The 22379-nt window shown below is 67.1% G+C and carries 21 protein-coding genes; 14 read left to right on the top strand and 7 right to left on the bottom strand.

Going from position 1 to position 22379, the window contains the following annotated elements; all coding sequences use genetic code 11:
• Both QN239_RS11005 and QN239_RS11000 read right to left on the bottom strand, forming a co-directional pair.
• On the bottom strand, positions 1-426 hold the full coding sequence (locus QN239_RS11005; RefSeq protein WP_499010247.1) for a cobalamin B12-binding domain-containing protein: 426 nt from the start codon (positions 424-426) through the stop codon (positions 1-3).
• The gene (locus tag QN239_RS11000; protein ID WP_499010244.1) at positions 427-2016 is read right to left on the bottom strand and encodes a methylmalonyl-CoA mutase family protein; all 1590 of its coding nucleotides are present in this window, start codon (positions 2014-2016) and stop codon (positions 427-429) included.
• A 208-nt stretch (positions 2017-2224) separates the two neighbouring features.
• On the opposite strand from QN239_RS11000, the gene QN239_RS10995 reads away from it, so the two are divergent.
• The 7 genes from QN239_RS10995 (at position 2225) to QN239_RS10965 (ending at position 10127) form a co-directional block, all read left to right on the top strand.
• On the top strand, positions 2225-3061 hold the full coding sequence (locus QN239_RS10995) for an SDR family oxidoreductase (RefSeq protein WP_499010242.1): 837 nt from the start codon (positions 2225-2227) through the stop codon (positions 3059-3061).
• Complete coding sequence (locus tag QN239_RS10990) at positions 3058-4575, top strand: class I adenylate-forming enzyme family protein (RefSeq protein WP_499010239.1); 1518 nt, start codon at positions 3058-3060, stop codon at positions 4573-4575. Before QN239_RS10995 ends, QN239_RS10990 begins: the two co-directional genes overlap by 4 nt.
• On the top strand, positions 4572-4874 hold the full coding sequence (locus QN239_RS10985) for a hypothetical protein (protein WP_167161324.1): 303 nt from the start codon (positions 4572-4574) through the stop codon (positions 4872-4874). The genes QN239_RS10990 and QN239_RS10985 overlap by 4 nt, the downstream gene beginning before the upstream one ends.
• Positions 4875-5021: 147 nt before the next feature.
• Positions 5022-6197: a TetR/AcrR family transcriptional regulator gene (locus tag QN239_RS10980; protein ID WP_499010237.1), complete on the top strand. Its 1176-nt coding sequence runs from the start codon at positions 5022-5024 to the stop codon at positions 6195-6197.
• A 469-nt stretch (positions 6198-6666) separates the two neighbouring features.
• Positions 6667-7413: a response regulator transcription factor gene (locus QN239_RS10975; RefSeq protein ID WP_499016700.1), complete on the top strand. Its 747-nt coding sequence runs from the start codon at positions 6667-6669 to the stop codon at positions 7411-7413.
• Positions 7414-7524: 111 nt separating this feature from the next.
• Positions 7525-9210, top strand: coding sequence for an alpha/beta hydrolase family protein (locus tag QN239_RS10970; RefSeq protein ID WP_499010234.1), 1686 nt, complete (start codon positions 7525-7527; stop codon positions 9208-9210).
• Positions 9211-9236: 26 nt separating this feature from the next.
• Entirely contained in the window at positions 9237-10127 is an 891-nt protein-coding gene (locus tag QN239_RS10965) for a DUF1295 domain-containing protein (protein WP_499010232.1), read from the top strand.
• A gap of 6 nt (positions 10128-10133) precedes the next feature.
• Here the strand turns inward: QN239_RS10965 and QN239_RS10960 are convergent, their stop codons facing one another.
• On the bottom strand, positions 10134-10907 hold the full coding sequence (locus QN239_RS10960) for an SDR family oxidoreductase (protein ID WP_499010230.1): 774 nt from the start codon (positions 10905-10907) through the stop codon (positions 10134-10136).
• A 120-nt stretch (positions 10908-11027) separates the two neighbouring features.
• Between QN239_RS10960 and QN239_RS10955 the strand changes: the two genes are divergently transcribed.
• Positions 11028-11879, top strand: coding sequence for a helix-turn-helix transcriptional regulator (locus tag QN239_RS10955; RefSeq protein ID WP_499010229.1), 852 nt, complete (start codon positions 11028-11030; stop codon positions 11877-11879).
• Here the strand turns inward: QN239_RS10955 and QN239_RS10950 are convergent.
• The 4 genes from QN239_RS10950 to QN239_RS10935 form a co-directional block, all read right to left on the bottom strand.
• Positions 11861-12574: a M24 family metallopeptidase gene (locus tag QN239_RS10950; RefSeq protein ID WP_499010227.1), complete on the bottom strand. Its 714-nt coding sequence runs from the start codon at positions 12572-12574 to the stop codon at positions 11861-11863. The two genes, QN239_RS10955 and QN239_RS10950, sit on opposite strands and share 19 nt — an antisense overlap.
• A gap of 29 nt (positions 12575-12603) precedes the next feature.
• Positions 12604-13059, bottom strand: coding sequence for a cyanase (gene cynS, locus QN239_RS10945; RefSeq protein WP_499010224.1), 456 nt, complete (start codon positions 13057-13059; stop codon positions 12604-12606).
• 213 nt (positions 13060-13272) lie between these two features.
• On the bottom strand, positions 13273-14244 hold the full coding sequence (locus tag QN239_RS10940; RefSeq protein ID WP_499010222.1) for an esterase family protein: 972 nt from the start codon (positions 14242-14244) through the stop codon (positions 13273-13275).
• Positions 14245-14551: 307 nt separating this feature from the next.
• Positions 14552-15340, bottom strand: a complete 789-nt coding sequence (locus QN239_RS10935) for an IclR family transcriptional regulator (RefSeq protein ID WP_499010220.1) — start codon at positions 15338-15340, stop codon at positions 14552-14554.
• A gap of 167 nt (positions 15341-15507) precedes the next feature.
• On the opposite strand from QN239_RS10935, the gene QN239_RS10930 reads away from it, so the two are divergent.
• From QN239_RS10930 to QN239_RS10905, 6 genes are read left to right on the top strand one after another with little or no spacing between them, the layout of a single operon-like run.
• On the top strand, positions 15508-17001 hold the full coding sequence (locus QN239_RS10930) for a mannitol dehydrogenase family protein (protein WP_499010217.1): 1494 nt from the start codon (positions 15508-15510) through the stop codon (positions 16999-17001).
• Complete coding sequence (locus QN239_RS10925) at positions 16998-18047, top strand: L-idonate 5-dehydrogenase (RefSeq protein ID WP_499010215.1); 1050 nt, start codon at positions 16998-17000, stop codon at positions 18045-18047. Before QN239_RS10930 ends, QN239_RS10925 begins: the two co-directional genes overlap by 4 nt.
• Entirely contained in the window at positions 18044-19435 is a 1392-nt protein-coding gene (locus QN239_RS10920) for an MFS transporter (protein ID WP_499010213.1), read from the top strand. The genes QN239_RS10925 and QN239_RS10920 overlap by 4 nt, the downstream gene beginning before the upstream one ends.
• 37 nt (positions 19436-19472) lie before the next feature.
• The gene (gene manD, locus QN239_RS10915; RefSeq protein ID WP_499010212.1) at positions 19473-20714 is read left to right on the top strand and encodes a D-mannonate dehydratase ManD; all 1242 of its coding nucleotides are present in this window, start codon (positions 19473-19475) and stop codon (positions 20712-20714) included.
• On the top strand, positions 20704-21360 hold the full coding sequence (locus QN239_RS10910; RefSeq protein ID WP_499010210.1) for a bifunctional 4-hydroxy-2-oxoglutarate aldolase/2-dehydro-3-deoxy-phosphogluconate aldolase: 657 nt from the start codon (positions 20704-20706) through the stop codon (positions 21358-21360). The genes manD and QN239_RS10910 overlap by 11 nt, the downstream gene beginning before the upstream one ends.
• Complete coding sequence (locus QN239_RS10905) at positions 21357-22304, top strand: sugar kinase (protein ID WP_499010208.1); 948 nt, start codon at positions 21357-21359, stop codon at positions 22302-22304. Before QN239_RS10910 ends, QN239_RS10905 begins: the two co-directional genes overlap by 4 nt.
• Positions 22305-22379 lie beyond the last annotated feature (75 nt).

Below are 22379 nucleotides of genomic sequence, written 5' to 3'. Positions count from 1 at the left end.
TCATATCCCCGCCTTCTCGGTCAACGCGCGCACCTCGGTGACCAAGGTGTCCAGGCCGGTCCCGGTCGGGAACACCGCGGCCGCCCCGGCATCGAGCAGCTTCTGCACATCACCCTGCGGGATGGTGCCACCGACGACGACGGCGATATCCCCGGCGTCGGCGGCACGCAATGCATCCACGGTCCGCGCGGTCAACGCCACGTGCGCCCCGGACAGGATCGAAAGGCCCACCAGTGCCACATCTTCCTGAAGCGCGATGGAGACGATGTCCTCGATGCGCTGCCGGATGCCGGTGTAGATGACCTCGAACCCGGCATCGCGCAGCGTACGCGCGACGATCTTGGCCCCACGGTCGTGGCCGTCCAGACCGGGCTTGGCCACCAGTACTCGGGCCGGGTGGGCTTGGGCGGGCTCGGATTCTGACATTCAGAACACCACCGGCTGGACGAACTCGCCCCACACGGCCTTGAGCGCCGCCACCATCTCCCCGACGGTGCAATACGCGTTGGCACAGTCGATCAGCTTGTGCATCAGGTTGTCGTCTCCTTCCGCGGCAATGGACAGCGCAGCCAGGGCTTCTTTGACGGCGAGGTCACTGCGCTCGGCCTTCACCCGGGCCAGACGCTTGAGCTGCAGATCCCGGCCCTCGGCATCCAGTTCGTAGGTCGCCAGATCGGGTGCCGGCTCGTCAACGACGAACTTGTTGACCCCGACGACCGGCCGCTCACCCGACTCGGTCTGGTGGTGGATCTTGAACGCCTCATCGGCGATGAGACCCTGCAGATAGCCGTCCTCGATGCAGCGCACCATGCCGCCGTGCGCGTCCAGGTCAGCCATGATCTCGATGATCTTGGCCTCGGTGGCATCGGTGAGCGCTTCGACGAAGTACGAACCCCCCAGGGGGTCAGCGACTTTGGTGACACCGGTTTCGTAGGCCAGGATCTGCTGGGTCCGCAGGGCCAGCGTCGCGGACTCCTCGCTGGGCAACGCGAACGGTTCGTCCCAGGCGGCGGTGAACATCGACTGCACCCCGCCGAGCACCGAAGCCAGCGCCTCATACGCCACCCGCACCAGGTTGTTCTGGGCCTGCGGGGCGTACAGCGACGCGCCGCCGGACACGCAGCCGAACCGGAACATCGCCGCCTTGTCGGTGGTGGCGCCATAGCGTTCCCGCACGACGGTGGCCCACCGGCGCCGTCCCGCACGGTATTTGGCGATCTCCTCGAAGAAGTCACCGTGGGTGTAGAAGAAGAACGAGATCTGCGGGGCGAACTTGTCGATGCTCATCCGGCCGCGTTCGATCACCGTGTCGCAGTAGGTGACGCCATCGGCGAGGGTGAACGCCATCTCTTGCACGGCGTTGGCGCCGGCGTCCCGGAAATGCGCACCGGCCACCGAGATGGCGTTGAACCGCGGGACCTCGGCGGCGCAGAACTCGATGGTGTCGGCGATGAGGCGCAGTGACGGTGTCGGTGGCCAGATCCAGGTGCCGCGCGACGCATACTCCTTGAGGATGTCGTTCTGGATGGTGCCGGTCAGCTTGTCCCGCGGCACGCCCTTCTTCTCCGCGGCCGCGACGTAGAAGGCCAGCAGGATGGCGGCGGTGCCGTTGATGGTGAAGCTGGTGCTGATCGCCTCCAGCGGGATGCCGTCGAACAGGATCTCGGCATCGGCCAGCGTGTCGACGGCGACGCCGACCCGGCCGACCTCTTCGCCGTATTCGGGATCATCGGAGTCGTAGCCGCACTGGGTGGGCAGGTCCAGGGCCACCGACAGGCCCGTCCCGCCTTGATCGAGGAGGTAGCGGTACCGCTTGTTCGACTCCTCTGCGGTCCCGAAGCCCGAATACTGGCGAAACGTCCACGTCTTTCCGCGGTAACCGGAGGCGAAGTTGCCACGTGTGAAGGGATACACACCTGGCGCGGGCGGCTCACTGGCACGGTCGTCCGGTCCGTAGACGGGCGCCAGTGGGATGCCCGATGGGGTCTCTACCCGAGGGGTGACTTGCTCGCTCATCAGTGGATAACGTACTTGCAAAAAATGAGAATGCCAATACCGCACGCGGGAAACGTGCACGGTGCAGCGCTATCGAGCCATCCCGCCGAATACCGCGCACCGCCGGACCCGACCCCGATCAACCGTCGTCCCTGCACATGGGCGATTATGAGACTTGCTGAAAATGAGAATGCCAATACCATCTATAGGTACGAAGCCAGGGAGGCACATGTCCAGCGCGCAACGTCCACTCGCCGATCGAACACTGGTGGTATCCGGCGGTAGCCGCGGCATCGGCCTGGCCATCGCCCTGGGCGCGGCGGCGCAGGGCGCCAATATCGTCTTGCTCGCCAAGACCGCCGAGCCCCACCCCAAACTGCCCGGCACCGTCTACACCGCGGTGGCCGACGTCGAGGCGGTCGGAGCCAAAGGTGTCGCCGTGGTCGGTGACGTGCGCAGCGAAGAAGATGTGCAGCGCGCGATCGACACCGCGGTGCAGACCTTCGGCGGCGTCGACATCGTCATCAACAACGCCAGCGCGATCGCCACCGAACCCACCGAGTCGCTGTCGGCCAAGAAGTACGACCTGATGATGGATATCAACGTCCGCGGCACCTTCCTGCTGACGAAGGCAGCGCTGCCGCATCTCAAGAAGTCCCCCAACGCGCATGTGGTCACCTTGGCGCCGCCGCTGAACCTCGACCCGTACTGGCTGGGCGCGCACCCCGTCTACACCGTGTCCAAATACGGGATGACGCTGCTGTCGCTGGGCTGGGCGCAGGAGCACGAGCATTCCGGTATCGGGTTCAGCTGCCTGTGGCCGCAGACCTACATCGCGACATCGGCGGTGACCAACCTTGCCGACGGCGACACCCTGGCGTCGTCCTCGCGCAGCCCGCAGATCATGGCCGACGCCGCCGTGCAGATCCTCACCGCACCCGCCAAGGAAGCCAACGGCCAGACCTATATCGACGCCCATCTGCTGGAGGCCGCGGGCATCACCGATCTCTCCAGCTACGGCGGTGGGGATGACCCCATCTGGGATATCTTCGTGGACAAGCCATGAGTATTTCGCTGCTGTTGGAGATGGCCCTGGATGCGGCCCAGTCCGGTAACTCGGGTCGCACCGCTGTGGTGTCCGGCGATCTGCGCCTGACCGTGGACGAATTGAGCACGCTTGCCGACGGGGGCGCCGGCGTGATCGCCGCCTCGGGCGCCGGCCATGTCGCCTACGTCGGGACCGGTGGAGCGCTGCTGCCGCTGCTGCTGTTCTCCGCCGCCCGCGCCGACGTCGCCTTCACCCCGCTCAACTACCGGCTGTCCGCCGACGGGCTGCGCGCCCTGATCGACCGGCTGCCCAACCCGCTGGTGATCGTCGACGACGAGTACCGCGCGGCGGTCGGCGACGGCTACCGGGTGCTCGGCTCCGAGGAGTTCGTCGCCCAGGCCCGCGACAAGGAGCCCGACGAGGACGGCCGCGCGTTCGCCGATCCCGATGCGGTGGCGGTGGTGCTGTTCACCTCTGGTACCACCTCGCAGCCGAAAGCCGTTGAGCTGAGCCATAACAACCTCACCAGCTATATCACCGGCACCGTCGAGTTCGACTCCGCGCAACCGGACGACGCCGCGCTGATCTGTGTGCCGCCGTACCACATCGCCGGCGTGAGCGCGGCGCTGTCGAACCTGTACGCCGGCCGCAAGATGGTGTACCTGCCGCACTTCGACGCCCGCGAATGGGTGCGCTTGGTGCAGACCGAAGGCGTCACCTCGGCGACCGTGGTGCCGACCATGCTGGATCGCATCGTCACGGTGCTGGAGGGGCGGAACGCCGGACTTCCCACGCTGCGCACGCTGGCCTACGGCGGATCGAAGGTCGCATTGCCGTTGGTACGCAAAGCACTTGGACTGTTGCCTGCGGTCGGCTTCGTCAACGCCTACGGCCTGACCGAGACCAGTTCCACCATCGCGGTGCTCACCCCGGACGATCACCGCATCGCACTCGGGTCGGCCGATGGCGCGCTGGCCAAGCGGCTCGGCTCGGTGGGCCGGCCCGTGCCCAGCATCGAGGTGCAGATCCGTGGCGAGGACGGCACCGTGCTCGGCGCAGGCGAGACGGGTGAGTTGTTCGTCCGGGGTGAGCAGGTCTCGGGCCGATACACCGGGATCGGCTCCGTGCTCGACGCCGACGGCTGGTTCCCCACCAAGGACGTGGCCACCCTCGATGAGGACGGCTACCTCTATATCGGCGGGCGCTCCGATGACACGATCATCCGCGGCGGGGAGAACATCGCCCCCGCCGAGATCGAGGATGTCCTCGTCGAACACCCACACGTGCGGGACTGTGCCGTCGTCGGCGCCGAGGACCCCGAGTGGGGGCAGATCATCGTGGCCGTCGTGGTACCGGTCGCCGAGACCAGCCCCGACCCCGAGGACCTGCGATCGTTCGTCCGTGGTCAGCTGCGTGGGTCCCGGACCCCCGACCGCGTGGTCTTCCGCGACGAACTACCCACCAACGCGACCGGCAAAGTGCTGCGCCGCGAGCTCGTCAGCGAGCTGAACGCATCAAAGGAGCCCGCATGATCAAGAACGGCACCCGCCTGCAAAGCCAGGTCTGTGACACCCAGGTGATCGTGGTGCGCAGCAGCGACAGCCTCGATGACCTGCGCGCGGGGGGTGCGCTGCTGGTGCCCGTCGGTGGCGCGGTGGACGATTCGCTGACCCTGGACGCGTCGCTGTCCGACGGCAACCTGATGGGCAAACGCTATGTCGACGACACCGGCGCGGAGGTGCTGGTGACCAAGGCCGGAGCCGGCACGCTGAGCATCGGCACCACCCCGCTGAGCATCAAGGAAGCCAAACCGCTGCCCGCCAGCGATTGATCGGTCTGCCGCTTGCTGTGGAACCGCACAGTTGAGCTGCGAGTGCGTGCGGTGATTTTTCCCAACGGCTAGCATCCTGGGTGCAGTAGCCACCGGACGACGGCGCGGAGTGCAAGTCAGTAACGTCCGCGACGAAAGGGCAGCAGCGTGTCAGGGCAGGCGCCCGACCCCACCGGAGCCAAGATCCTCGACGCCGCGGCGCGCGTGCTGACGGATTTCGGATTCAAACGCGCAACCGTGGAACTGGTGGCGAAATACGCGGGCGTGTCACATATGACCGTTTATCGCCGGTGGTCGAGCAAGAATGAATTGTTGCGAATCGCGGCACTTCGTGAATTGTCGAATATCTTGGACAACGCCTTTTCCGGGGCGGGTGCATCCGAGTCTTTTGGTGAGCAGGTTCTCGACGCCTTCGCCGACACGGTGTGGTCGGTGCATCACCACCCGCTGATGCGCAGGGAATTGGACACCGACCGCGACGCGCTCCTTCCGTTGATGTCGCCCGGTTCCGGGGCCGTCATGGAGTCCGTCCTGCCGCAGATCTCCGAGCGCCTGCAACGGCTGGCCGCGGAGTCGGACATCGTCGTCAACGATCCGGACGCGCTCGCCGACGTCTTCGTGCGCCTGGCGCACTCGTTGCTGCTGTTGGAGCGCACCGACCGCCCACTCAGCACCAGATCCGATATCGCCGATTACGCCCAGCGCGCGCTCGGCCCACTGGCTGCGTCAGTGGCGGTATCCCCCGTCACCGACCTCCATGCGGTGGCCGACGAGCCCGCTGCGGTTCCCGGTGATGCCGGTAGCAAACCGTTACGCACCCGCCCACGGCTCCATCTGGCGGCGGCCAGCCTGCTCGTCACCGGATTGCTCGGTGGGGCGCTGCTCGCGTATCCGGTGGAGCGTGAGTTCACGCCGACGGATTCGACGTCGGTGAGTTCGTCCACTCCCGCTCCACCGCCGTCGCCGCTGCGTCCGCCGCCTGCACCCCCTGCGCCGCCGTCCACATCCACAGCGGCGAACACCCCTGTCGCCGTGCCGCCCGAGCCCGTCGACATATCGACACCGTCGCGATCTGCCACGGCGCCGAGTACGCCGACCGTGACGAGCCCGGCGACAAAGAACGACACGCGTACGGGTGACAACACCACCAAGCCCAGCCCGCCACGACGGCCGCCCGCTCCTCCGGCACTACCGCCGAAGCCACCGACCATGCCGATGCGCCCGCCGCCACCCGGCCCCGGTGCACTGCCCCCGCCCCCGGCGGGCACCCCGCCACGCATCGGTCCCGGAGCCGGCGGACCGGGCGGTCTCGGCCCGCATTAGCCGTCTCATACCGACGCCGGCGTGCGGATCAATCCGTTGCTGAGCGCCGGCTGTGCCGTGCGTGAGCGTCACCTTGAGCGAAGGCCCGGCCCACTTCCCGGCGCCGACCCGCCACCTGAGCGAAGGCCGCTGTGCGCCACCTCCCCGACACCCTCGCCGCACGCGTGCGGCGCCGAATCTGACGTCCCCCGGCGCCCGGTGCGTTGCCTGTGCATCTTCACAGCAGGAAATCCACAAAAGAGCAGATCAGAGAGTTATTGTTACGGTGTGTCGGGATATCTAACATGCTCTCTTCCTCCCCTGATCGGCGCGACTCACCCTCCTGAATGGCGCCGTGTCCCCTCGGCGCCACCTCGGGGCTCACGCGGCCGCGGCGCACGACTGGCCGGGTATCCGAGCACCGACCTGCCACTGCACCTGGACGCGGGACGGCCTCGTGACCTCGCTTGCTGAATCCCCCGACTGGCGCATCAGCGTTGCCGAGTCGAATGGGCCGGACCCGCACGACAGCAATGCACCGGTACGTGCCCTGATCGTCGACGGCGAGCCGCTCATCCGCGAGCTGATGTCCATTGCGTTGCGGCACGAAGGATGGAAGGTGGCCACGGCGGGCGACGGCGCAACGGCCCTCCGGTCCGCCCGGCAGACCGCCCCGGACATCGTGGTGCTCGACGTCGAGCTGCCGGATATGGACGGGCTCGAGGTGATGCGTGCGCTGCGGGAGCAGACCCGCGGACTGCCGGTGCTGTTTCTCAGCGCCAGGGCCAGCGTCGAGGATCGGATCGCGGGACTGGAGCACGGCTGCGATGACTACGTCAGCAAGCCCTTCAGCCTGCAAGAGGTGGTGCTGCGACTCCGCGCGCTCAGCAACCGATCGGCGGCCGGTCCCGAAGTCGGGGGCCGGCTCCGGATCGGCGACCTCGTCCTGGACGAACGCTCCCTGGAGGTTGCGCGCGCCGGCCGGACGGTGGCCCTGTCATTCACCGAATTCCGTTTGTTGCGGTACCTCATGCGAAATTCTGGTCGCGTCGTCTCCAAGACCGATATTCTGCAGGAAGTCTGGGGCTCGCAATTCGCCAGAAGCACCAATCTCGTCGAGTTGTTCATTTCCTATCTACGCAAAAAGGTCGACGCCGGGCACCCCCCGATGATTCACACCCTGCGTGGCGCCGGCTACATCCTCAAGCAGCCCGCTCGGGTCGACTCTCACAGCTAGGGCTCGACCACGGGTAGGGCCCCTCCCCCGAACGGTGCACCGAAAACGAAGACTGACATCACGTGATGTCATAAGTTGACGCCATCGATGGCACCGTCAAGGGGGACGTCAATGGCGCATGCTCGCCGCAACAGCCGTGGATCCGGCCGATACGGCGTCGCCGTCCTGGCGGTGGGGATGGCCCTGTCGGCGGGCGCCGGCCACGGCGTCGCGTGGGCCGAGACCGGGCAGCAGGACTCCCCGGACACGTCATCCAGCCCCGCCACACCCGCGAAAGCCGACTCCAGCACCGAAGCACCCGAGGCCGAGCCGAATCCTGCCGCCCCGCAGAAAGCCGCGGTCCCCGACAGCACGCGCGTCAGCAAGCCGAAGTCCGGCTCCCACAGCCGCAGTTCGCGCACACATGATTCCGCCACCACGGCAGACGCCATGTCAGACGCGGTGGCCAAGCGTGCCGCGTCGCACCCGGAACCGCCGGCCACCGACAACTCCGTCACGCCACAGTCCGCCACCACCACGAAGCCGGACACTGGCGCCACCGCCGTCGTCGTGACCGCCCCGACCGCCAAGGCCGCCAAGGCCGCCAAAGACACGGTGGCCGGCCGGCTCGCCGCCGTCACCACCGCCGACAGCGTCACCACGACGACACCGAGTCCCCCGAAGCCGCTCTCCCCGATCGCGAAGATCGCCGCGCTGCCCGGCAAGATCATCAACGCGGTACTGCAGCTGCTGGACTTCACCGTCTCGGCGGGCGGTCCGCACAGTCCGTTCAACTTCAGACCGATCGATGAGGCACTGTTCGGGGTCTTCCGCAGGATCGAGGATGTCCTGGGCCTGAGCAAGGCACCTGTCGTACAGCAGTATCCGCCGGCCGAGATCTACAACGGCCCCATCTTCACGAAGACGCCGACCGTGGCGCAGTTCCTCAATGCGGCGACCGCCGAGTACGTCCTCGGCGGCACTCCGGGCGGGTTGAAGCCGTTCACGGTCAACGGCGTTCAGATGGCCTCCACCAACATCCTGTCCGGGATGCGCTCGCAGGTCTGGGTCACTCCGGACAACCAGCTCATCATCGCCTATCAGGGCACGACCGGCGGCACGAACCTGTTGGCCAATCCGCTGATGGCCGTCTCCCAACTCGTCGCCGACCTGCAGGTGATCTTCACCAACACCACGCCGCAAGCATTTTGGGACGCACTGCATTTCCAGCGGCGCGTACAGACCCAGGCCGCACTGCAGGGCTACAGCAGCGACGACATCTTCGTCACCGGGCACTCACTGGGCGGCTGGGAGGCCGAGTTCGTCGCGCAGCAGGACCAGCTGGGCGGAATCGGCTTCGAGAGTCCCGGTTTGAACACCAAGAAGGCCGGCAACGGGCGTAATTCGGGGTTCGTCAACGTCGAGACCTACGGCGACCCGGCCGCGTACATGGCCACCGACCTGCCTGGGTTGCAACCCTTCATGCCGAAGTACGTGCCGGGCGGGGGCAGCAAGCCGCACTACGGTTCGATCGTGATGATCGGCGACCCCAAGGCCGACTACCCGCTGATCAACTCCTCGGCCCTGTTCGGAAAGAGTGTTCTCGGCAGTCTCCTCTTTGCCGGGGATTTCCTGGTCAACTTCCTCGGACATCACCTGCCCGGACAGCAGGCCTACAACCTCGACGTCGACCCCGATCCGGGCGTGGTGCCCTGGCTGGGTTACCGTTCCGGCCCGGTCGACGAAAACTATGGGGAGCTGACGATTCCGCAGCTTCAGATCACCGCCTCGGGCGCGGGGAAGCTGTTCGCGGCCTAGACGACTCCCGCCGCTAGGCTCCGACGATGACGACCGTCAGCAAGGCACGTTCGCTCGGTGTGGTCACCATCGCGTACGCCATCGCCATCGCGGTGGCGGCCGCGTGGCTGGTGTGGGGTCCGCGCGCCGGACAGCTCTGGCTGGACACCCTGATCGCCGACGTACTGGGCACCATCGTGATCTTCGTCTTCAGCCGGATCTACCGGAACTCCAGCTTCTATGATGCGTACTGGAGCGTGATTCCCCCGCTGCTGCTGCTCTACTGGTGGTATCGCACCGCGCCGGACGTGAATGCGTTGCGGTGCTGGCTGATCGCCGTCGTCGTGATGGTGTGGGCAATCCGGTTGACCGCCAACTGGGTGTACACGTTCCCGGGTCTGCACCACGAAGATTGGCGCTACCCGAAGTTCAAGCAGCGCGCCGGACGCTGGGAGGTCGTCGCCGATCTGGTGGCCATCCATCTGATCCCGACTCTCCAGGTCTTCCTGGGCATGGTCCCGGCATACGTGGCGGTGACCCGACCCGGTCCGGGACTGGTGTGGCTGAGCTGGATCGCATTCGTGTTGGGCCTGGCCGCCGTTGCCCTGGAACTGGTCGCCGACGTGCAGATGCACCGCTTTGTGGCCACTCGGCAGGCCGGTGCGTCGATGGATCGCGGTCTGTGGAGTTGGTCGCGGCATCCGAACTACTTCGGCGAGTTCAGTTTCTGGGTGGCGTTGGCGCTGTTCGGCATTGCGGCATCGCCGGCGGACTGGTGGTGGCTGATCCTGGGCGCGGTCGCGATCCTGGCGATGTTCCTCGGCGCCAGCATCCCGCTGATGGAGGAGCGCAGCCTGCAGCGCCGCCCCTCCTATCGGGACGTCGTGGACCGGGTGTCGCGGTTCGTGCCGAGTCCCCCGCGGCAATCCAACGGCTGAAGAGGCTCAGCGGGTGGTGTAGCCGCCGTTGGCGAGGATCGTCTGACCGGTGATCCACCAGCCTTCGCCGACGAGGAAGCGCACCAGCGGCACGATGTCGACGGGGTCGGTGAGCCCGGTCTTGGTGAACGCCGACAGATCGGCGGCGTGCTGGTTGTAGTCGGCGGACTCGGCGGTCTCCTGCCCGTAGAAGAACGGCGTCTCCATCGGGCCCGGGGCGATGGCGTTGACCGAGATGCCGCGCGACCCGAATTCCTTGGCCGCCGCACGGGTGAAATGTTCCACCGGCGCCTTGGACCCGGCGTAGATGGAGTACAGCCCGGTGTACGCCGACAGCAGGGAGGTCACGAGCGTGACGAGCTTGCCGCGTTCGGTGAGGCTCTCACCCGCCTGCTGGATGAAGAAGAACGCCGCCTTGGCGTTGATGGCGAAGATCTTGTCGAAGTCGGCCTCGGTGATCTCCGGTATCGACTTCTTGGTCACCATGCCGGTGGTGTTGATCGCGATATCGATCGAGCCCATGGCCTCGCCGGCACGGGCGAACAAGGTACGCACCGCATCGGCTGTGGTCAGGTCCGCCTGAACCAGGTACCCCTCGACCCCGGCTCCGGTGATATCTGCCAGCGTCTTCTCGGCGTCGGCGCGGGTCGCGTCGCTGTTGTAGTGCACCGTGACGGCGCGGGCGCCCTGTGCCGCGAGATCGCGGGCCACCAGCCCACCCAGATTCTTGGCTCCCCCGCCGATCAGGACGTTCTTACCTTGGATCGAGTTGACGGTCATGCTGTCCTTCCCCCGGGCGCGGTCCATCGGTCGGCCGCGAACGGTCGCCGACGGTAGCGTGACCAGACCGGGGGCGCATTCGAAAAGCGGGGCACTTGTCAAAAAGTTCGGGGGTTGTCGATGCAGGTTTGGGACGGTCGCCGGCCTCTCACAGACCGCACCATCACCGCCGCACACCAGTTCAGCCTGCAAGGGCTGGACTACCGTTTCGTGGCCGAGCGGGTCGAGGCGCCCACCGATTGGTGCTTTCGGGAACCGCACCACACCTTCGTGATCCACCGGCAGGGCACGCTCAAGACCATGGAGATCGAGTTCGAGCGCGGACCATCAGGACCGTGCCTACCGCGCATCGGTGACGTCTGGGTGATTCCTGCCGAGCACCGTTACGCCGCCCTCGCGCAGGGCGCCACGGTCGGGTTCTGCGAGATCACCGCACCCACCTCGGTGTTCGGCACGCGTGGGCTGACACCGCGGGTCGGCTACCGCGACGTCTTCCTGCACCGGCTGGTCGATCGGCTGGCCGGGCAGCTGACCCAGGCGGGGCCGATAGCCGCGTTGTTCCGGCAATCGCTGGCCGACACCACCCGCCTGCACATCGCCGAGCACTACGGCGAGCGACCAGCTCGACCACCGCAGCGTGCCGGCCGGACTCTCGATCAACGCACCCAGACCGCCATCGTGGACTATCTGAATTCCGAGCTGGACCATCGGATCGACCTCGACGCGCTCGCCGGCATCGCCCAGATGCCCGTCAGCCGATTTCTCACCGCATTCGCCGCGGCCTTCGCGACCACGCCGCACCAACTGTTGATCGACCTGCGCATCCAGCGCGCGAAGGCGCTGCTGGCCACCACCGGTGTCACGATCACCGAGATCGGCACGCAGGTCGGTTTCTCCACCCCGAGCCATTTCGCCACGTGCTTCAAACAGCGCGTGGGCGTCAGTCCGACCGCCTACCGCGACAGCGTCTGAGCCGTGGGCCCGGGCAGATCGAGGAGCTCCTCGTGGAACCCGCCGTACCTGCGGTCGGGTTCGACGAGATGCACCTCCAGAATCCAGTGACATTGGTTGCCGGAGCGGTCTTTTCGGCGCATCGGATGGGTAGAGCCGGGGGCGACGTACGACTCGATCTTGTCGCCGGGGATGTTCTCATGCGGAAACTGCCCGACGAGGTGACCCGCGATGACACCACCGAAATGCCAGCCGGCCGCTTCACTGAGCTCCACCACGTGGTCGAACAGGTCCGCCCCGGTGATCTCCGGGTGCCGGTCGAAGAAGTCCCGTCCCGCGTTCCAGATCCGCGGGAGGTCATCGCGCAGCGCCAGCTTGCGCGGGTCGTCCCCGAGCACGAAGGTGCGGCCGAAATCGGCTTCCCATTCCTCGAAGATCGGTCCGAGGTCGACGAACACGATGTCGTCGTCGGCGATGGTGAGGTCGGGTGGATTGCCGCGCGCGGTCTCCAGCGTGTTCTCCCCCGCCCGGACGATGCGCTTGTGCCAATGCCTGGTGACACCGAGTAGATCGGCGGCCAGATCGCGGATCTCGTCGGACAGCTCTCGTTCGGTGATACCGGCCCGTACCATCCGGCGGGCGCTGATCGCGTCGAACAGTTCGGCCGCCTTGTCCTGGGCCTCGAGCAATCGGGTCGCGCGGGTACGTTCGTCCACGGCCTCAGCGTAGTGACCCGGCGACGCGGCTATCCCCACTGATAGGGCAGGAACTTGCCGTCGAAGGTGACGACGACGCGGTCGCCGCCCGGGTCCGCCCGCCGCTCGAAGGACACCGCGAAATTGATCGCACTCATGATGCCGTCGCCGAACTCCTCATGGATCAACTCTTTGAGCGCCCCGCCGTACACATCGACGGCTTCGTGCAACCGATAGATGGTGGGATCGCTGGAGAGCCCCGGCTCGGGAATGCGGTAGGGCTGCCGCTGTAGCGCCGCCTGCACCTCGAGGCCCAACCCGAGCTTCGCGCAGATGGTCGTCGCGTCCTCGGCGGAAACCGGGTGCTTACCCAGCAGCGCGGCGACCGTCCAGACCAGCGGGCGGTTGATCGCGGCGGCCAATTCGGCCCAGGTGACGCCCTGCGCTGTCCGCGCATCGTTGAGCAGGCGGCCGGATTCGGATTTGTCCAAGGACGGTGCGGGCATCAGGTACCTTCCGTTGTTCGACGTTGTTCGGGTACCTCATCGATTCTGAGCCGTCGCGGTCTGCGCCGCACATGAAGTCTCAGCGGGCGGCGTCGACGACCAGTTCCGCGCGGCCGTGCGGGCCACCAAAATAGGGCCGGCACAAGATATCCCGCACATCACCGTTGAGTTGATCCACAAATACCTGACGGATCTGCGGAAGCTGGGTGTGCTCTAAGTGGAGCGGACTCCGAGGGTGCGCTGGATGTCCGGCTTCATCTGCTGCAGTTGCTGGCCCCAGTACTCCCAGGAATGCAAACCCTTCGGCGGCAGATTGAAGGTGGCATTTTTCCCACCCGCGGCCAGATAGGCCTGCTGGAAGCTCTGGTTGCTCTGCAGCGTAAGCCCCTCCAAGATCCCGGCCCCGGGATTCGTCTGGGCCGCCGCGGGCGCCAGGTCGCCCGGTGTGCCGTTGCCGCAGTAGATCCAGATCCGGGTGCCGTTGGCGACCAGCTCGGGGATGTGCAGCGAGGGGTCGTTACGCCTCCAGGCCGGGTCGATCGGCGGTCCCCACATGTCGGTGACCCGAAATCCGCCGGCATCGCTCATGGCGACCCCGACCAGGGTGGGCCACCAGCCCTGGGACAGGTTCAGGAAACCGGACAGCGATCCGGCGAAGACGAACCGGTCCGGGTGGTAGATGGCGTAGGTGAGGGCGGGGGCGCCGCCCATCGAGAGCCCCACGACCGCGTTGCCGGTCGGGTCGACACCCTTGTTGGCCGACAGCCACGCGGGCAGCTCCTCGGTGAGGAACGTCTCCCATTTGTAGGTCTGGGTGCCGCCGTTTCCGACGGCCGGTTGGTACCAGTCGGTGTAGAAGCTCGATTGGCCGCCCACCGGCATCACCACCGAAAGCCCGGACTGGTAGTACCACTCGAACGCCGGGGTGTTGATATCCCACCCGTTGTAGTCGTCCTGTGCCCGCAGGCCGTCCAGGAGGTACACCGCGTGCGGACCGCCGGGCTGGAACTGGACCCGAATATCGCGGCCCATTGCGGCTGACGGTACGAGCAGGTACTCCACCGGAAGACCCGGGCGGGAGTGTGCGACCGCGGCACCAGCGCCGGCGAAGGTGGAGACCAGGCCGGGAAGAAGGGTCACGGCAAGAATGGTTGCTACCCAGCGCGTCAGTCGAGTCATGACCATCCGTACGTCGTTCACCGATCCGTTTCAGAAAAAGCCGATACCCCTTTGTCTAGCGGAGCCAAACCGCGGAAGAACTCCAGAGTGCCGCATCTCACAATGCGTGCCGCATCGTGACGTAGGCGCACCGCAGCGGCGAACCCACTGGTGGACAACAGGTTCCGCTGCCCACGCGGCGCCGGCAGTGACGACCGCGGGTATCGGTCAGGTGGTCACCTGCGCCGGTGCCCAGAACCAACTTCGCCACCCGCGAACCCAATGCGATTCTGCGCCAAGTACTCCGAAACCCGGAACCGTCCCCTCGCATCGACTACGGGTCGCCGGCCGGATCGGTACTCACCACCGAGAATCCGGGCGGCGCCGAGACGCTCAACATCTCTCGCAACCGGGTGCCCAGCTTGTCGAGCCGGTCCGCGCCCATCCGGCTGGTCGGCCCGGTGATACTGACGGCCACCGGGCGGCCGGTGGGGCGTCTCAATGCCACACCCACACAGCAGATTCCCGCTTCGTTCTCTTCACGTTCCGTGGCGTAGCCATGCACCCTCGCCTCCGCGACCGACCGGGAGAACCGGTCGGCGACCAGCGGATCGGCCTCGGCGGTATACGCGGACAGCAGGGTGTCGGCAGCCCCTTCGGCGGCGACCATCGCCCGTCCGAGCGCCGTGGTGAGGACACTGACCTGGCGCCCCACCCGGGACCACACCCGGATGGTGCGGTCCGGCTCGACCTTGTCCAGATAGAGCACGTTGTGACCGTCCAGAATGCCCAGGTGCACCAGTTCCTCGGCCTCCCGGCAGATGGCGAGCAGCGCCGGCCGGAACAGCGTCGGCAGATTCTCCTCGCGCAGGAACCGCTCGACCAACAATGCCGGCCGAGATCCCAGCCGATACCGCTGATTGGCATCCTGCTCGGCAAATCCTCGATGTTGCAGGGCCTGCAGGGTGCGGTGCGCGGACGCCTTGTTCAGGCCACTCGACTCCACGACATCCCGCAGAGCCAAACCGTCCGGACCGGCCTCGGCAAGCAGTTCGATGAGGGCGAGCGCCTTGTCGACGCTGCCCACCGGAGATGCGGCATTTCCTTCCACGATGCCTTCCACGATCCCCACCTCTCCCGTCGCCACCTCTCTATCCGAGAGCTTGGCACACCCGCAGCAGTGAGCCTTGACACGTCAGGGCCCAGCTGCCAGTGTAGTTCACATTACGATACGTGCGGTTCATAATGCGGAACGCACCCCACACTTCGACCATCTCTGGGAGCGCAACGATGCGACGACTGTCCCGCGACACCACCCCGCCCGGCACCCTGATCGGTGCAGCGGCAGGGGATCTGACGGGCATCGTGCACCTGGGATTGGGCAACTTCCACCGGGCCCACGCCGCCGTGTACACGGCCGGCGCGCTTACCGCCCAGCCCGGCGACTGGGGTATCTACGGCTTCGCCAATCGCTCCCCCGACGTGGTGTCGGCGATGCGCGCCCAGGACGGGCAATACGCGATCGTGGAGTACTCCGATCACGGGCGGCGGGTCGGCGTCGTCGATGTGCATCGCAATCTGGGCGTGGTCGCCGAGCAGCGTGACGCCTTGGTGGCGGCGCTGGCCGATCCGGCGCACCGGATTCTCACCTTGACCGTCAGCGAGGTCGGCTACTGCCGGTCAGCCCGCACCGGCACGCTCGACCTCGACCTCGGTGATGTCCGCGCAGACCTCGCCGACCCCGGGCATCCCCGCAGCACGGTCGGACTCATCGCGCGCGGCTTGGCCGTCCGCGCCGTGCAGGGGGCTCCGATCACCGTTCTGTCGTGTGACAACCTGCAGTCGAACGGGCATGCCACCCGGGCGGTGGTGACCGAGTTCCTGCATGCCAGTGGGGCTTCCGCGGATGTCCTGAACTTCGTCGCGAACCGGGTCAGCTTCCCGAATTCCATGGTGGACCGGATCGTGCCGGCGACCACCGGCCAGACCAGCGCCGAGGTCGCCGAGTTGATCGGTGTGGAGGACCGCTGTCCCGTGCCCGCCGAGAGCTTCACCATGTGGGTGTTGGAGGACGACTTCGCCGCCGGGCGGCCGGCCTGGGAGCAGGCAGGCGCGATCATGAGCGACGAGGTGCACGCCTACGAACTGGTCAAGTTGAGGCTGCTCAACGGATCGCATTCGCTGATCGCGTATCTGGGCATCCTGGACGGCCAGGCCGGCATCGCCGACGCCTGGGCGCAGGACTTCGTCAGGGACGCGGTACGCGCCGGCATCGCCGCGGACTATCTGCCCACCATCGCGCTGCCGAAGGGATTCGATACGGACGCCTACCTGACATCGCTCGCCCACCGGTGGGCCAACGCGGCGCTGGGCCACCGTACGTCCCAAGTGGGCACCGACGGTTCGGTGAAACTCCTGCAGCGCATCCCCGAGCCGGCCCTCATCGCGCTGCGCGCCGGCCGGGTGCCGCACCTGCTGGCCCTGACGGTGGCCGGGTGGATCTGCACGGTCGCTCCGCCACCAGGATTTGCTCCCGGCCCCTACGCCGCCGAGGTCCGCGAACCCGCGCGCCCCCGGCTCGCGGAGGTGACCAGAGGCGCGATCAGTCCGCGAGATCACGCAATGGCGGTGTTGAACAACGGGTTTCTCCCCGACGCCCTCACCGCGCACACCGCATTCACCGACCGGGTGGCCGACCTCGTGCTGGCGATCACGACAAGCGGGGTGCGCGCCGCCGCACGCGAAGCCACCGAGGCGGCCGACCAAGACAGGAAAGTCTCATGAAAGCACTCGCGATCCACGGCAAAGAGGACATCCGCTGGGAGGACCGCGGCGAGCCGGTCCCGGCCGACGGGGAGATCCGGCTGCGGGTCAGCTACGTGGGCATCTGTGGCTCGGACCTGCACTACTACTTCCACGGGGCCAACGGCGAGAACGTGGTGCGGGAGCCCTTCACTCCCGGGCACGAACTGTCGGGCGTCGTGGATCTCGACCCGTCCGGGCGCTACCCGGCGGGCACCGCGGTGACGGTGCATCCCGCGAGGTACGGGCAGCCGGTACCAGGTCTGACCGATCACCCCCACCTTCGTCCCGGCGGGGACTACCTGGGTAGTGCGGCCACCTTCCCGCATCGACAGGGCGGCGCAGCCGAACTGCTGATCGTCGAGGACCGGATGGTCCGTGCCCTGCCCGCCGGGTTGCCGTTACGCCGAGCAGCACTGGCCGAGCCGCTCGCGGTGGCATTGCACGCGGTCGGATTGGCCGGTGAGCTCACCGGCCGGCGTGTGCTGGTGATCGGCGCCGGCCCGATCGGTCTCCTCGTCGTCGCGGCCGCCCGGCATCACGGCGCCACCGAGATCGGGGTGAGCGATCTGCGCCCGGAGCCGTTGGCCCGAGCGGTGGCTTTGGGAGCCACCGAGTCCGTCCTGGTGGGACACGACAGCATCGCCGACGAGTCGTATGACGTCATCTTCGAATGCTCCGGCGTCGGCGTCTCGCTGACCCAGGCGGTGCGCGCCGCGCGTCGCGCCGGGACGGTGGTACAGGTCGGAACGCTTCCCAACAGCGAGATCTCGGTGAACCTGGCACCGATGCTGAGCAAGGAACTACACCTGCTGGGCGCCTTCCGGTTCGCGGGCGAAATCGACGACGCGATCAGCTTGCTCGCCACCTCCGACCACTTCGACGCCGTCATCTCCCATGTCGTCCCGGCGACCGACGCCATCAATGCCTTCACCTTGGCGCGGGATGCCTCGGCGTCGGCCAAGGTCCTGCTTGCGCTCCAAACCGACACTGACGACTCCGACACTCACGACGAGGAACAGCGATGACCACTGCTCACGACCCACAGGCCCCCGCCCGCGCACCGGCCACCCAGCGCAGCATGGCCGACCTGATCCGCGCCGCCGTATCCGGATGGCTCGGCACCGCACTGGAATTCATGGATTTCCAGCTGTATTCACTGGCCGCCGCGCTGGTCTTCAGCCAGCTGTTCTTCTCCGGCGAAAGCGCGGGGATGGCGGTGGTGCTGTCGATGGCCACCTATGGGGTGGGCTACATCGCCCGCCCGTTGGGTGCGGTGTTCTTCGGCAGGCTCGGCGACCGGATCGGTCGGCGAAAGGTGCTGTTCTACACCATCGCGCTGATGGGCGCGGCGACGACGCTGATCGGCGTGCTGCCCACCTACCACCAGGTGGGCATGTTGGCGCCCATCCTGCTGGTGACGTTGCGACTGCTGCAGGGGTTCGGCGCTGGTGCCGAGATCAGTGGCGCCGGAGTCATGCTCGCCGAGTACGCACCCCCACACCGGCGCGGATTCGTGGCCTCGCTGGTGGGACTGGGCACCAACTGCGGCACGCTGTTCGCATCGGCGATCTGGGCCATCCTGCTGGGCACGCTGGTCGAAAGCGATGTGATCGCCTGGGGCTGGCGCATCCCGTTCATCGCCAGCGCCGTGGTGATGGTCTTCGCGGTGTGGATTCGGTTGAACCTCAAGGAAAGCCCGGTCTTCGAAGAACGCGAGGATGTCGTCGACGGGCGGGCACTGACCCGCGAGCAGATCCTCGAGCGGGCCACCGACCGGGCAGACACCCGCACCTTGGAAGCGATGCAACGCAAGCCGGTCAAGGCCCTTGTGGTGTCGTTCTTCCTGCGGTTCGGCCAGGCCGGTAACTCCGGCCTCATCCAGACCTACCTGATCTCGTTCATGACGCTGACTCTCACCCTGCAGAAGGGCGTCAGCGCCAATGTCGTGATCGTGTCCTCGCTCGTCGGTTTCCTCACCATCCCGGCGATCGGCTGGCTCGGTGACCGGCTGGGCCGGCGCCGGATGTACATCATCGTCATGTCGGCGGCACTGGTGGTCATCGTTCCGGCCATGCTGGCCATCGATTCGAGGGACCTGGTGTGGGTGTTCGTCGGCTACGTCGTGCTGCACAACGTCGCGGTACTCAGCCCGGCCTCACTGGAGAACGTCTCGATCCCGGAGATCTTCGGTGCCCGCAACCGGTACACGATGACCGCGATCATCCGTGAGATCGCGGCGGTGATCGCCACCGGCATCGGTCCGGTCGTGGCCGCCGCGTGGGTCGCGGCCACCGGAAGCGCAGTGCCGATCATGGTGATGCTGGTGCTGTACTCACTGTCGGCACTGATCGTGGCCGTCTGGGCCAAGGACTGGACCGGTCGCGATCTCACCGACCCACGCCCGGCGATGTGACCGCTCCGAACATGAACCAGCGCAACGAAAGATAACAATGAGTATCGACAAGATCGACGTCAACGTCTGCAGTCCGGGGCGCAACTTCGTCACCCTCAAGATCGTCACGAGCGACGGAGTCGTCGGGTGGGGTGACGCCACCCTCAACGGACGCGAGCTGGCCGTCGCGGCCTACCTGTCCGAACACCTCGCGCCCACGCTGATCGGCCGGGACGAAGACCGCATCGAGGACACCTGGCAGTACCTCTACCGCGGTGCGTACTGGCGCCGCGGGCCGGTCACCATGGCCGCGATCGCCGCCGTCGACATGGCGCTGTGGGATATCAAGGCAAAGAAGGCCGGCGTGCCGCTGTACCAATTGCTCGGCGGCGCAAGCCGGGACAGCATCCGCGTCTACGGACACGCGTCCGGACCCGACTACCCCGCCCTCAAAGACGCCATCACCGGTTACCTCGAAGCGGGCTACACCGCTGTTCGGGTGCAGACCGGAATCCCGGGCCTGGGCCAGATCTACGGGGTGGCCACCAACAAGCCCGGCACACGCTACGACTACGAGCCCGCGCACCGTGGACCCGACGGGGGTGCGGCGACCGCCCCGATCGAAGAGACCTGGGACACCCGGGCCTACCTGACGCATATGCCGGGCGTCTTCGCGAAGATCCGCGAGGATTTCGGTAGCCAGGTGCGCATTCTCCATGACGGGCATCACCGGATGACCCCCATCGAAGCGGCCCGATTCGCCAAAGACGTTGAGCCCTATGATCTTTTTTGGCTGGAGGACTGCACACCGGGCGAGGATCAGGCCGCACTGCGCCTGGTGCGCCGGCATTCGACCACACCGCTGGCCATCGGCGAGGTGTTCAACTCGGTGTATGACTACCAGACCCTGATCACCGAGCGGCTCATCGACTACGTCCGCTCCGCGGTGACCCATACCGGCGGTGTCACCGCCATGAAGAAACTGCTGGACTTCGCCGGCATCTACGGGATCAGATCGGGTATGCACGGACCCACCGACATCTCCCCGGTGGGAATGGCCGCGGCCCTGCACCTCGACCTGGCGATTCACAACTTCGGCATCCAGGAATACATGCCGCACAACGACACCACGCTCGAGGTGTTCCAGACGTCGTTCACCTTCGACCGCGGCTTCCTGCATCCCGGCGACGCCCCCGGGCTCGGCGTGGAACTCGACGAGGGTGCCGCGGCCGCGTTCACCTATACCGCCGCGTACCTCCCGGTGAACCGGCTGCAGGACGGGACCGTTCATGACTGGTGACACGCTGACCCGTGTGACGATCCCGGCCCGCACGGCCACCACCAAGCTCATCGTCGTGGTGCGGGCGGCCGACGCCACCGACTACGACCGCATCCTCGACGTGCTCGTCGACGCCGGGATCGGCAGTGTCGAGTTGACGCTGACCACACCGGGCACCCTCGAGCGGTTGCCGCACCTCTTGGATCGCTTCGGCGATGCCGCGGACATCGGTGTGGGCACCGTGACCGACGCCGAGCAGTTGGCGGCCGCCATCGACGCCGGCGCGCACTACCTGGTCACGCCGATCACCGACGCGCACCTGGTGCAGACCGCCCACCGCGCCGGCGTGCCCATGGTGCCCGGCGGCCTGACCCCCACCGAGCTGTTCGCCGCCTGGCAGGCGGGGGCGGCGGCGGTGAAGATCTTCCCGGCCAACCAGGTCGGCGCCGGCTACGTGAAGGATCTGCGCGGCCCGTTCCCCGAGATCGCCGTCGTGCCCTCGGGCGGTGTCGACCTGCGCGGCGCCGTGGCCTGGCTGGCGGCCGGCGCCGCGGCGGTCAGTGTGGGTGGTCCGCTCCTGGGCGACGCCGTCCGCGGTGGTGATCTCGGTGCCCTTCGCGAACGCGCGCAAGCGTTTGTGGCCGCGTGCGGACCGGATACCGCGTGACGCCCCGGGTCGCCACCCTCGGCGAGACGATGGCCCTCATGCGCACGCGCGATATCGGTTCGCTGCGGCACGTGTCCGAGTTGGTCCTGGGCATCGGCGGCGCCGAGAGCAATGTGGCAATCGGCCTGCAACGCTTGGGAATCGAGGCACAGTGGCTCGGTAGGGTGGGCGACGACCCACTGGGTGAGCGGGTCACCAGAGAAATCCGCGCCGAGGGTGTGCAGGTGGACGGTGTCATCGACACCGACGCCCCGACCGGCCTGATGCTCAAGGAACGACCCACGATCAGCTCCACCGCCGTGCTCTACTACCGCGGCGGCTCGGCCGGGTCGCGGCTACGACCCGAGGATGTGCCACCCGGCTGGGTGGAGCAGGCCTCGGTGCTGCACGTGTCCGGTATCACGGCCTTGCTGTCGGACAGTGCACGCGAATGCATGCAGGCGGCCATCGACCGGGCACGTGCCGCGGGGGTACAGGTCAGCTTCGACGTGAACTATCGCGCCAGCCTGGCGCCCGCCGATCTCGCCGGGCCGCTGCTGCGCAAGTTCGCCGAGCAGGCCGATATCGTCTTCGGCGGTCCCGAAGAGCTGCAGTTGCTGCACCCCGACTCCCCCGCGGAAGACGCCGCACAACGACTTGTGCACTCCGGCCGAGGCGAGGTGGTGCTGAAGCTGGGCGCCGACGGCGCCGTGGCCTACCTGCCGGGCACACAGTTTCCCAGTGCCGGGTTTCCCGTCGAAGTGGTCGACACCGTCGGCGCCGGTGATGCTTTCGTCGCGGGTTACCTCAGCGGACTGTTGCAGGGGCTGACCGTGCCGCAGCGGCTACGGCGGGCCAACGCCTGCGGCGCCCTGCTGTGTATGACCCCCGGCGACTGGGAATCCAGCCCCACCCTCGGCGATGTCGACCGGTTCTGCGCGGGCGGGGATCCGGTCCTGCGATAGGCCGTACCCGTCTGCGCGCTTTGCGCCTCGGCAGTCGGGGCACACAATGAGTGCCACCATTCGCACCCACGAGGG

Origin of the sequence: Mycolicibacterium sp. Y3, from assembly GCF_051188035.1 — a bacterium.
Taxonomy (GTDB): domain Bacteria; phylum Actinomycetota; class Actinomycetes; order Mycobacteriales; family Mycobacteriaceae; genus Mycobacterium; species Mycobacterium fluoranthenivorans.
The sequence above is the reverse complement of the archived record's forward strand: the minus strand, read 5'-3'. Positions and strand labels throughout refer to the sequence as shown.

Coding starts and splice junctions, on each gene's coding strand:
- QN239_RS11005 (WP_499010247.1), bottom strand. CDS start 426: ATGTCAGAATCCGAGCCCGCCCAAGCCCACCCGGCCCGAGTACTGGTG.
- QN239_RS11000 (WP_499010244.1), bottom strand. CDS start 2,016: ATGAGCGAGCAAGTCACCCCTCGGGTAGAGACCCCATCGGGCATCCCA.
- QN239_RS10995 (WP_499010242.1), top strand. CDS start 2,225: ATGTCCAGCGCGCAACGTCCACTCGCCGATCGAACACTGGTGGTATCC.
- QN239_RS10990 (WP_499010239.1), top strand. CDS start 3,058: ATGAGTATTTCGCTGCTGTTGGAGATGGCCCTGGATGCGGCCCAGTCC.
- QN239_RS10985 (WP_167161324.1), top strand. CDS start 4,572: ATGATCAAGAACGGCACCCGCCTGCAAAGCCAGGTCTGTGACACCCAG.
- QN239_RS10970 (WP_499010234.1), top strand. CDS start 7,525: ATGGCGCATGCTCGCCGCAACAGCCGTGGATCCGGCCGATACGGCGTC.
- QN239_RS10965 (WP_499010232.1), top strand. CDS start 9,237: ATGACGACCGTCAGCAAGGCACGTTCGCTCGGTGTGGTCACCATCGCG.
- QN239_RS10960 (WP_499010230.1), bottom strand. CDS start 10,907: ATGACCGTCAACTCGATCCAAGGTAAGAACGTCCTGATCGGCGGGGGA.
- QN239_RS10955 (WP_499010229.1), top strand. CDS start 11,028: ATGCAGGTTTGGGACGGTCGCCGGCCTCTCACAGACCGCACCATCACC.
- cynS (WP_499010224.1), bottom strand. CDS start 13,059: ATGCCCGCACCGTCCTTGGACAAATCCGAATCCGGCCGCCTGCTCAAC.
- QN239_RS10940 (WP_499010222.1), bottom strand. CDS start 14,244: ATGGTCATGACTCGACTGACGCGCTGGGTAGCAACCATTCTTGCCGTG.
- QN239_RS10930 (WP_499010217.1), top strand. CDS start 15,508: ATGCGACGACTGTCCCGCGACACCACCCCGCCCGGCACCCTGATCGGT.
- QN239_RS10925 (WP_499010215.1), top strand. CDS start 16,998: ATGAAAGCACTCGCGATCCACGGCAAAGAGGACATCCGCTGGGAGGAC.
- QN239_RS10920 (WP_499010213.1), top strand. CDS start 18,044: ATGACCACTGCTCACGACCCACAGGCCCCCGCCCGCGCACCGGCCACC.
- manD (WP_499010212.1), top strand. CDS start 19,473: ATGAGTATCGACAAGATCGACGTCAACGTCTGCAGTCCGGGGCGCAAC.
- QN239_RS10910 (WP_499010210.1), top strand. CDS start 20,704: ATGACTGGTGACACGCTGACCCGTGTGACGATCCCGGCCCGCACGGCC.